This is a genomic window from Mediterraneibacter agrestimuris (assembly GCF_943193195.1).
In the GTDB taxonomy this organism is placed as follows: Bacteria; Bacillota; Clostridia; order Lachnospirales; family Lachnospiraceae; genus Schaedlerella; species Schaedlerella agrestimuris.
The window spans coordinates 1-7,394 of sequence record NZ_CALPDG010000080.1 but is presented as its reverse complement, the minus strand read 5'-3'; the positions used below and the strand labels follow the sequence as shown (position 1 = coordinate 7,394).

6 protein-coding genes are annotated in these 7,394 nt (G+C 42.8%); 2 read left to right on the top strand and 4 right to left on the bottom strand.

The features are described from left to right. The 4 genes from NFS18_RS18625 to NFS18_RS18610 all read right to left on the bottom strand — a co-directional run. On the bottom strand, positions 1 to 718 hold a 718-nt coding region (locus NFS18_RS18625; protein WP_251392993.1), incomplete at its 3' end, for a sensor histidine kinase. Continuing rightward, positions 715 to 1,395 (bottom strand): response regulator transcription factor, encoded by a 681-nt coding sequence (locus NFS18_RS18620; protein WP_251392991.1) that lies wholly within the window; start codon positions 1,393 to 1,395, stop codon positions 715 to 717. The genes NFS18_RS18620 and NFS18_RS18625, both read right to left, overlap by 4 nt. Positions 1,396 to 1,613: 218 nt before the next feature. Continuing rightward, positions 1,614 to 4,127, bottom strand: a complete 2,514-nt coding sequence (locus tag NFS18_RS18615) for an ABC transporter permease (RefSeq protein WP_251392989.1) — start codon at positions 4,125 to 4,127, stop codon at positions 1,614 to 1,616. Further along, positions 4,111 to 4,800, bottom strand: a complete 690-nt coding sequence (locus NFS18_RS18610) for an ABC transporter ATP-binding protein (RefSeq protein WP_251392988.1) — start codon at positions 4,798 to 4,800, stop codon at positions 4,111 to 4,113. Before NFS18_RS18610 ends, NFS18_RS18615 begins: the two co-directional genes overlap by 17 nt. Before the next feature lie 376 nt (positions 4,801 to 5,176). On the opposite strand from NFS18_RS18610, the gene NFS18_RS18605 reads away from it, so the two are divergent. Both NFS18_RS18605 and NFS18_RS18600 read left to right on the top strand, forming a co-directional pair. Further along, a complete protein-coding gene (locus NFS18_RS18605; RefSeq protein ID WP_251392987.1) occupies positions 5,177 to 5,491 on the top strand; it encodes a hypothetical protein in 315 nt (104 codons plus the stop codon). A 158-nt stretch (positions 5,492 to 5,649) separates the two neighbouring features. Then, entirely contained in the window at positions 5,650 to 7,203 is a 1,554-nt protein-coding gene (locus NFS18_RS18600; protein WP_251392985.1) for a methyl-accepting chemotaxis protein, read from the top strand. The last annotated feature ends 191 nt before the right edge of the window (positions 7,204 to 7,394 follow it).

Sequence of the window (7,394 nt, the reverse complement as noted above, 5' to 3'; positions counted from 1 at the left end):
AAAATGTAAAGCGGTTGAAAACACAGTAACTATACGGGTTTTTCCATAATTGGTACCGCCAGCGTGAATAATTCAGGTTAAAGAATACTTCTTCCGTCCATTTTCTGTCCAGATAAGCTTTTAGATTATGATTTCCCACCAACTTGAGGTCGTTATCGTGCTGTTCCGCCTTCAAGGATACCTGGTCAATCGCAGACAGCAGAACAGGCAAAACAGGCTGTATCTCTGGATTCAGAGCAATAATTCCCGTCTCCAGCCGGGACACCTTGGCAAATCCTTCTCCCAGCCAGCTTAATTTCTGAGCCTGCTGCCCCAGAATATCTGCAAAACGCTGATATTCTTCCGGCGTCAGTAAATCCTCCTTTAAAAACTCACTGTACATTTTAATGTTAGCGATAGGTGTATTGAGCTGATGCACCAGATTGCTGACAGCACTGCTCATCTGCCTTCGCAGCTCTTTTTCCCTTTGTTCATGAGCTTTTTGAATATCATAAAGACGCCCTGCCTGAGTCTGGAACTTACCCAGCAGAGAATCTTCATTTTCCTGAAAATATTTTATCTCATGCCCTAATATCAGCTGCTCCAGCGTGTCATCCACCTGTTTCATTGTTTTGTTTGCAAATTTCTTCACTCTTTGATATTTGTACAGCATATAAGCAAGAATTGCCAGCAGCAGCCCTAAGACAACAATAAGCAGCTTAATTAACCACTGATTCATAACCGGTCGCTCCATTTATAGCCGATACCAAAAATCGTCTTGATACAGGCAGGTTCCCTGGGATTATCCTCAATTTTCTCCCGCAGTCTACGCACATTTACATTCAAAGCCCTATCATCCACATAATTCTCGTAAGTATCCCATACCATATCCAGTAATTGTTCTCTCGTCAGCACCTGATTTCGATTAGTAAGAAATGCTTCCAGCAGCCTGACCTCTGTAGCTGTCAAATTTACAGGCTGGTACTCTTTTGTCAACTGTTTCTCATTAAAATCGTACACTAAGCTTCCCCTGTAGTAGATTTGACTGTCTACACTTTCCGAATGTTTTAACAAAACTTCAATCCGGCGAAGCAGCACCGCCATAGAAAATGGCTTCGTAACATAATCATCACATCCGGCGTCAAATCCCCATAACATATCACTTTCTGTATCCCGGGCAGTCAAAAGCAATACCGGAATCGAGTTGCTCTTACGAAAATTCTGCAAAAACTCTCTTCCATCTCCGTCCGGCAGATTGATATCCAAAATCACCAGATTCACAGGCTGATTCAGATATTCTGCTGCCTCCTCCAATGTTTTTGCACTGTACACCACATATTCTTTTTTACGAAGTGCATAGGTGATGCCTTCATTTAACATCATGTCATCTTCCACAACTAAAATCTTTATATCCATTCTCGTCCCCAGCTTTCAGACTCGTTCTGCACATTCCAACACATATGTAACAGTTCAGCCTTCGGCTTCCTGTTACAGGCATCAAGCCATGCAAAACCACTTCGTGGTGGCTTGATGCATCTCTACCTATACGTTATTTCACGGACTTTGCAGCCAGTGCAAAGTCCTGGACTGAACTGTTACACACATATCACTATCTCCGCCGTATTACTTTTATCTTACTCAATTTCCCGCAGTCTTTCAACAATGGATTTCTGATTTAATATTTTTACCAGCAGCCATGCCATAAATACACAGATCCCGGCTACCAGAAGAACCAACAGTACCGCAGACAACACAAATAGACTTGCATTAAATCCGGTAAATAAGGGGCTCTGTGTCACCATATGGGACATGATTCCTCCCAGCAGCAACATTAAAACGATAGAAATACTTGTGAATTTTAATGTATCTGTCAACAGCATCCACCACAACTGCTTCTTTGTCATCCCAATGGACTGCATCGCCGCCAGTTCAATCTTTCTGGCAAATACATCAGAAGTGATTGTATTGACCAGATTAGAAATCCCGATAATCCCCAGCAGTCCCGCCAGCAGAAATCCGATCAGCTGGAAAGTCTTCTTCTGTCCGTCCATCTCTGTCCTGGTTATATAGCGAGATTCCAGATTCAACTGCATATTATGTTCTAAAGACATGAGCGTATTGAGCTGCTGATGCTGTTCTTTTGTTATTTCTTCTGTTGTTTCGATCTGAATGTTACTGATCCGCAGGTCATAATCCTGATACAACTCTTTGAACAGAGTATCAGCTAAAACGATACTTGCAGTACCGAAATCACTGCCATACATATTCTCTTCCTCCATCACTGCCAGAACAGTCATTTCTTTTTCTACACAATTCCCCTCGTCATCATAAAATCCTATCGGAACCACATCTCCGGGCTGTACGCCATTTTTAAAATCCTTTTCTATAAATCCATACACATCCACAGATCGCCAGATGATTCCTTCTCCTGCCGCAAATTTATCTACATCAAAGTTCCCTTTGTAAACACCGCCATATTCCATCTCCCGCTCTATAATATCCGCTGGTACGCCCATCACTCCAAGATTCCACCGCAGCTCCTCAGACTGCTCCCCTGTCATATGTTTTCCATATACGTTCATAAACATCTCATTTTCGGCATAGACATTCATCTCTTTTCCAAGTAAACCTCCCAGAGATACTTCCGCCCGGGAATCTATATATCGTTTTCCCAAATCATCGCAATTCGGCATAGTTCTGGCACGGTACATAACGTCTACACCGGACACAAAAGGAAGCTCTGCAATTTTTTCCGGAAGTTCTGCAGAGATTGGCTGATAAGGTTCCTCCAGCCGCCAGTGTACCGCGTCATGGAAAATCAAAGCGTCTTTCATATTGTAACGCTCCACCATATGATCCACTGAAAACCCCAGAGTTGCATTGCAGGTAATCAAAAAAACCATACCGCTTAAAGCAAACGAAAGGATCGTAAACAGATTTTTCTTCTTTTTCGGCGCAAATCTGGCTGCTTCCACCGGCGAAACGCTGCATGCCAGTTTCAAAGATTTTATTGCACTTATATATACTGTAAACCACGAAAATCCTGCTCCCAGAACACATACCGCCACAACATTCGGCGCCTTATAATACATTGCGTATATCGTCTGCGCCATAACGCCCGGCCCAATCAGATTGCCTACCAGATATCCCAAAACAATACCAATCAAAATACCAGTCAATGCAAGACGGCGAATCTGCTGCATCAACACAAGCTTCAATTGTTTTGCAGTAGTTCCGATTGTTTTCATCATACCAAACCAACGGATATCAGAAGATACTGAAATATAAAATACATTGTAGATCAGAAAATATCCGCTTAAAATAATGAATACTACAAACAACAGAGCCGGTCCCACACTGAATAACATACTTCCCAGACTATCGGTGTTTTTTGTCCCGACGCCCATTCCCCCGCTCAGTTCACAGACTTCTTGCAGCTTACTCATTACATCTGTTTTCATCAGCAGCGGATTCAGATTGTTCAGCTTTACATAAATCGGCTGCGTCTGTTCTTTCATTACCGGATTATACTGCTCAATAAACTTTGGAGATGTATAAATCTCATCATAAATATTACTGATATTAATCAATGGATTTTTATAATATCCAGTAATCATAAAATCCATCGGCGTCTCCACCATCTCTTCATCTTTTCCCAACATTACCAGCAATTCTAATTGTTCACCTACGATTGTTTTAAGCCCCAGCCGCTCTGCCATCGTATCAGAAATCACAATCTCATCAGCGCTTTCCGCAAATCTCCCCTCTGTCAAGCTGACAAAATTATGCCCATAATACGCTTCATCCGGCGCCAGAAGACGCACATTCAATCCAGCGAACTCCTGATTGTGAAGCCCCGCCATACTGCATTCTCTTGCCATATCCGCCCACTCAATCTGCGGAAGCTCCCGCAATTTTTCCTGTGTTTCCTGCGTACCGTTAATGTTCCCCTCGCATCCCGGTCCCGGCGCGGACTCTCCGTAATTGCCCATTGTAGAGATAAAACTAATTCCTACTGTCCACACCGCTGTAATCAACAATGTAGTCAGTGCAATCGCTAAAATCGCTATGCGGTTTCTGCTTTTGTGAGAAGCATAATTGTCTCTTCCTAATTCCTTTAATACTTCCTGATTAGAATTCCGAAACATAACCGTCACCTCCCACTACCTTTCCATCCTCCAAGTGGATGATACGGTCTGCCAGCTGTGCAATTTCCTCATTATGCGTGATCATAATAATAGTCTGATTGAATTCCCGGCTGGTCATCTGCAGCAGCCCCATTACCTCTGCACTGGTTTTAGAGTCCAGATTACCAGTCGGTTCGTCGGCAAGAACAATCTGTGGTTTAGCTGCCAGCGCCCTCGCAATCGCAACTCTCTGCTGCTGACCGCCTGATAATTGGTTTGGACGGTTCTTTGTCTTCTCAATCAATCCCAATAATTTCAAAATCTTGCTGATAAATGCCTCGTCCGGCTTATTTCCGTCCAGCCGGATTGGCAGGACTACGTTTTTATAAACATTTAACATCGATACCAGATTATAATTCTGAAAAATAAATCCAATATTTCTTCTTCGGAATACAGTACGCTCTTCATCCTTCATATTTAACAAAGACTGCCCTCCAATAATTACCTCCCCACTATCGGCATAATCCAAACCACCCAGCAAATTTAAAAGAGAAGTCTTGCCGGAACCGGAAGTTCCCACAATGGCAACAAATTCTCCCTTTTCCACGGAAATATTAACATCATCTACAGCTTTTACCAGATTGCCGCCCTCGCCATAATATTTTTTCAAATGCTTCGTCTCTAAAATCTTCATAAAAAATATCTCCCTTTCATTATGTTAAGTCTATCATAACGAGAAGATATTACAATCTGGTAACAATTTAAATAATTTTCAGTAATGTGTCGACCTGACCGAACAGAAGCAGCATTACTGTCCGCACCCTACAAGTGCTCCAGTAACAGTATCCAGCCCATTTTAAGCCGCCTTCGGCGAGGGGCTGGATATATCGCTGTCATCACTTCATTGATCGGACACCTTGCAGCGCAGTGCAAGGTACCGTTTGAACAGAAACGCATCATCATTACAACTGCGTAAATGCGAGGACTTCAAGCTTGAAAAGCAAAATTAATAGTGCTAAAATAATTTGTGAAAAAATTATATCTTTATTACAATTACAAGGGGGAATCTTATGAAGTTTTTATCAAATCGTAAGCTTGCTACGCGTATCAGTATCATTACCACAGCAATCACCTTTGTCGGCATGCTGTTGCTTTGGTTCATTGTATCTAGCCGTGTAGCCTCTATGGTAGAAAACAACATTACCAATCAAATGATTGACGCTGTAGAATCCAGAGCAGCAATTATCAATGATTATGTAGCCTCCGCAGAAGAATATATGACAGCCTTTGCCCTTGGCAGTGAAGTTCAAGATCTTCTCGCTAATCCTGAAGACCCTGTACTTTTACAGCAAGGACAACAGTATACCGAAAATTTGCCGAAATAAAAGGAATCTTCGAGGGACTGTATATCAGTACACCTGATACATATGTTTTGACTCATACTTCGCAGGGAGCTATCGGAATAACTACACGGAAGGGAGATTCTTTAACCGAATTCCAAAAGACTATCCTGGCACAGCCACAGCTTACCAATCTAGGAATCATGGAGTCTCCGGGAACCGGAAGCATGATTATTTCCATGTACTATCCAATCTTTAACGGCTCGCAATGCATTGGCTATGTAGGCGCCGGCGTCTATGCCGGCCGTCTGATGGATGCACTGCTGAATCTGGATATTGAAGGACTTCCTAACAGTGAATATGTGTTTTTAAATGTAGACACAGGTAAATATCTCTATCATGAAGATGAAGAATTGCTGAACACAGAAACATCTGACAGTGGATATCAGGAAATTATCAAACGAATTAAAGCAGACGGAAGCACTCAGGCGGGAACCTATTCCTATCGAGACGAAAACGGAGTAGAGCAACTAGTCGTTTATAAATATCTTAAAGACAGGAACTGGGTATTCATGGTTCGAGACAATGCCTCAGAAGTTTATGGAGAAGTATTAACGGTCCGTATTACGGTAGGTATTTTATGTGCGATCATGGCTTCTGTTATTGTTCTTATCACCCTTCTGATCCTGCACCGGGAAAGCAAGGAATTGATGGCCATGGAAAATGCCATCCGGCGTTTAGGTAACCTGGAGCTGTCTGCTGACCAGGAACTGGAAGCATTTTATGGAAGGACAGACGAGATTGGTATGATCGCACAGACGATCCATCAGGTCTGTGACTGTCTGAGGAAGACAATTGATGATATCGGGCGGATATTAAGAGAGATGGCAAACGGAAATATAGCCGTGGATGTGAAAAAAAATGAATCATACTATATCGGTGATTTTAAAGTTCTTGCTGAAAGCCTGACAAGTATCCGTACCCATCTTACTGATGTAATGCGGGACATTACCCAGATCGCAAGTCAAGTGGACAGCGGGGCAAATCAGGTATCCGCAGGCGCACAGGCATTATCCCAGGGCACAATGCAGCAAGAGGTGTCTATCAATGGTCTTGTGTCCAATGTGACAGATATTACTGAACAGATCCAAAACAGCACTGTTCGCTGCGGCAACGCACGGGATCTTGTAGACAGGGCAACTGGTTATGCAGCCGAAGCCGACACAAAAATGGAGCAGTTGGTTACCGCTACACGAAATATTGACCAGTCCTCAGCACAAATAGGCAGTATCATAAAAACAATCGAAGATATTGCTTTCCAGACCAATATTCTTGCACTGAATGCCGCCGTTGAAGCTGCACGGGCAGGTGATGCCGGCAAAGGGTTCTCAGTTGTATCCGATGAAGTAAGGAACCTCGCTGCAAAATCTGCGGAAGCTGCAAAAAATACTGGCTCTCTGATCGGACGTTCGCTGGATGACGTAAAAACAGGTACAGAATCTACAAACCTTGCCATATCAGCAATGCAGGTCATTAACGAATGTATTCAGTCTATTAAATTACTGATGGATGAAATCTCTCTTGCCAGTGTCCAGCAGTCAGAGATGATCATCTCTGTTGACAGCAGGATTAAAGAGGTTTCCAAAGTAATAAAGGCAAACTCAGCCGCTGCCGAACAAAGTGCAGAGATTTCCAATGAATTGTCTAATCAGGCAAGAATATTGAACCGCCTGATCAGCCAGTTCCGAATAGAGTAACTCCTAAGAGAATATTATAAAAAAGATGCAGTTGATTAATCTGAACTGCTCCTCGTCAAATTGACAATTGAAAAGATATAAAATTTTTCCTGCCAGCAGAGTATCTGCTGGCAGCAGACTGTAGACAAAGTCCCGGCAAATGCCGGGCTTTTCTATACTTCGAGCCGTTTCTTTGGTATAATAAAAATATC

Coding starts and splice junctions, on each gene's coding strand:
- NFS18_RS18610 (WP_251392988.1), bottom strand. CDS start 4,800: ATGAAGATTTTAGAGACGAAGCATTTGAAAAAATATTATGGCGAGGGC.
- NFS18_RS18605 (WP_251392987.1), top strand. CDS start 5,177: ATGAAGTTTTTATCAAATCGTAAGCTTGCTACGCGTATCAGTATCATT.
- NFS18_RS18620 (WP_251392991.1), bottom strand. CDS start 1,395: ATGGATATAAAGATTTTAGTTGTGGAAGATGACATGATGTTAAATGAA.
- NFS18_RS18615 (WP_251392989.1), bottom strand. CDS start 4,127: ATGTTTCGGAATTCTAATCAGGAAGTATTAAAGGAATTAGGAAGAGAC.
- NFS18_RS18600 (WP_251392985.1), top strand. CDS start 5,650: ATGGAGTCTCCGGGAACCGGAAGCATGATTATTTCCATGTACTATCCA.